The organism is Pedobacter sp. 01T416_2, assembly GCF_056398925.1.
The window spans coordinates 1-2,915 of sequence record NZ_JBFTQI010000737.1 but is presented as its reverse complement, the minus strand read 5'-3'; the positions used below and the strand labels follow the sequence as shown (position 1 = coordinate 2,915).

At 40.3% G+C, this 2,915-nt stretch carries 3 protein-coding genes; all 3 read left to right on the top strand.

Annotated features, from left to right (window positions below):
* On the top strand, positions 1-567 hold a 567-nt coding region (locus AC1DPQ_RS23330; RefSeq protein WP_477611028.1), incomplete at its 5' end, for a hypothetical protein.
* 506 nt (positions 568-1,073) lie between these two features.
* Positions 1,074-2,153, top strand: a complete 1,080-nt coding sequence (locus AC1DPQ_RS23325; protein WP_477611027.1) for an FISUMP domain-containing protein — start codon at positions 1,074-1,076, stop codon at positions 2,151-2,153.
* A 387-nt stretch (positions 2,154-2,540) separates the two neighbouring features.
* Complete coding sequence (locus AC1DPQ_RS23320; RefSeq protein WP_215130468.1) at positions 2,541-2,732, top strand: hypothetical protein; 192 nt, start codon at positions 2,541-2,543, stop codon at positions 2,730-2,732.
* Positions 2,733-2,915 lie beyond the last annotated feature (183 nt).

The window sequence follows — 2,915 nt, the reverse complement described above, 5'->3', positions numbered from 1 at the left end:
AAACTATACTGGAATTATAACTGCGACTCTTCATGGATAACTTTTGAAAATAGAAATCGAGAGAAAAAAACAATCTTTACATTAGGTGATGGATTAGTACAATTGACTAATCGGCTTGGACATACAAGTTTTCAAGAATTTAGAACTACATTCCTATATACAAACAGGGTCATTTCTGGTTGCTGCGATCCAGACGATTACTATTTATACAGCAAAGCTTCTGGTAAACTAATAAAAAAAATTGGAACAGCTATCTACGTTTCAGACAATAGTCAAATGCCTTTTGTGGTTTCTGTTACCAACAGAAGTCATATTCCAAAATTCGATTTTAATTCTCTAACACTCTATAATGTCGACACTCAAAAATCGTTCAGGATTAAAATCAAAAAAGGAGAAATCGAAAAGGGAATGAAAAATAACAATTACATGTTCCCAGAATACATTTTTGACAATCCTACTATTGACGGGCAAATCCTTACTATTAAATATTTTACAGAAAAGTATATTAAGGGGGTGAACCTAAAGTATAAAACGATCAAAATTGACTTAAAACAATACAACCATTAGCGACTCCTCCTTTCTAGCGCAAGTCTTAGCGCCCAACCTTAGCAACGGCATGACTTGTTCTTCCGTTAAATTATAAATCAATTTCTTTATTAAAAAACTTGATGAGCTAAATACTGTGAATGCACAAATCATCCAATCCACTTCCTAACCACTAAGAACTGTACCAGTGGGGGTCTTTTCGAGGTACAGCCCATTGTTAAATAGCCCTGATGGAAGTGGATCCCGATTTAAGCACTAGTTTTTACTTTTTTATTGTGTGCTTGCTTGTTTCACAGGTTTCTTCGGGAGAAACGGACAGCAGGATCGAAGCCAGCCCAAGGATCACAGCCTCTGCGCTCCAAAAAACCTATCAACCCAGACTGATCCTCGTCTAATTCCCTTTTAAGAAATCCAGACTTCGAACCTCCAACTCCACACTACCCTCATTAAAATATACCCAATAACAGGTATTGACGCTAACTGGTGTGATGGGGAAATTTGCTTGCAACAAACAAACAAATTAGGGCATGAAAATAAACAAACTCCTGCTAATGGCACCAATGCTTGTGCTATTGGCAACGGCATCTGCTGTAATTGCACAGGTAAAAAAATCGGCAACCAAAACGGCTGTTCCGGTTAAAACCAAATATGGCGCGTTGGCTATAGACCGATCTAATGGGTTTTATTATGGTTTTTCATTCGATCAGTCAAACCGGGCAGAAGCCGAGAAGAAAGCGGTTGACGAATGCAACAAACGTGGCGGATCTTGCAGCATTGTGCTCACCTATTCGGGCACAGGTTGTGCGGCATACCGCACCATAAACGGTAATGTGGGTACTGCATTTGGCTGGGGTATAGCAAAAACCAAAGAGGAAGCTGATGCAATAGCAACTAAAGAATGTTTAAAAAGAAGCGGCGGCATACAACCTACCAACTTTGTTTGGAGCTGTAATGCAGCACAAGCGGCGCAGTTAAAAGAAATATACAATGCCTCGCCTGAAATTACCGGGCAGGTAAAAATTGGCAACCAGGTATGGACAAGTACCAATTTAAACGTGAGCACCTATAGAAACGGCGAGCAGATTTATTACGCAGCCAACCAAAAAGAATGGGAAAAAGTAAGCAGAGAAAAAATTCCCGCTTATTGTTACCTTAATTTCGACAGCAGCAATGAAAAGAAATACGGAAAGCTGTACAACTTTTATGCGGTTACCGATCGCCGTGGCTTAGCACCTGCTGGTTGGCACGTACCTAGCAGCAGTGAATTTTTAACCCTTATTGCGGCTTTAGGTGGTGAAAAAGTAGCCGGTAAAAAAATGCGTGGCACTACTGGCTGGGACGTAAAAGATTCGTATAAATTTGCGCATGGCAATGGCGATAACTCCTCAGGTCTCAATTTACTTACCAATGGCAGTGCAGGTGGCGATGAATATGGTGGCGGCCAATCTTTCAAGTATGGGGTATGGTTAAGCTATTGGTGGTCGAGTACTACCAAATCAAGCGGCGACAGCTTTGCCTACTATCTTGACTTTAACAAATACAGCGAACCGCGAGTAACCGACTATAGTAAAACCACAGGTGCCGCGGTAAGGTTAGTGAAAGATTAATTTGCCCATATCAAATAATGCTCATATTTCGGAACCTAAAGGTTAGAAATCGCTTACTCAACCGGGAATAATCAAGATTTCCGGTTGATTTTGTTTAAAGGAATGATAAACCAAACACCACTTACATTGGTATTTGACCATATAAGGAATTGAAGGGGATATAAGCTGATATCTAATTATAGGGCTTAAATCGTTTATTTTTAATGATTGGATTGCTTCACCTCACAATTCCTCTCCTTTGGTTCGCAATGACGTATCGTTTGGCTTACAAGTCCAGGCTTCTGACCTCCGACCCCTGACTCCGACTAATCGCAATGACGTACCAAAACCCTCTTTTAACAATTGCCTTTTAAAAGGGATTATATAAGTACACCAATAACATTTGATATGAAAACGAAAATAATAATCTTGGTAGCTGCCTTTGGTTTAGCGTTGTCAGCGTGTAGTGGTAAAAAAGCCGATCAGGAAAATGCCGACAGTATGTACAAATACACCGATACGAACAAATTGATCGATAGTACAAGCACCGATTCAATAGCAGATTCGACCACCAATGCTCCAGCCGACGTTAAACGTTAAGGAATAATGACAAACAAAAGCGCTCATGCCCAAAAATATGGGCGTTTTTAATGATGTACCAAAACCAATCTTCCAATGTTAGGTTTCGCCCCCACCCTCCTGAACCCGGATTAATACGCTAACAGATTGCTTCATATGTTTTCTTCGTTTCGGGGTACAGCCCAATGTTAAATAGCCCTGATG

Coding starts and splice junctions, on each gene's coding strand:
- AC1DPQ_RS23325 (WP_477611027.1), top strand. CDS start 1,074: ATGAAAATAAACAAACTCCTGCTAATGGCACCAATGCTTGTGCTATTG.
- AC1DPQ_RS23320 (WP_215130468.1), top strand. CDS start 2,541: ATGAAAACGAAAATAATAATCTTGGTAGCTGCCTTTGGTTTAGCGTTG.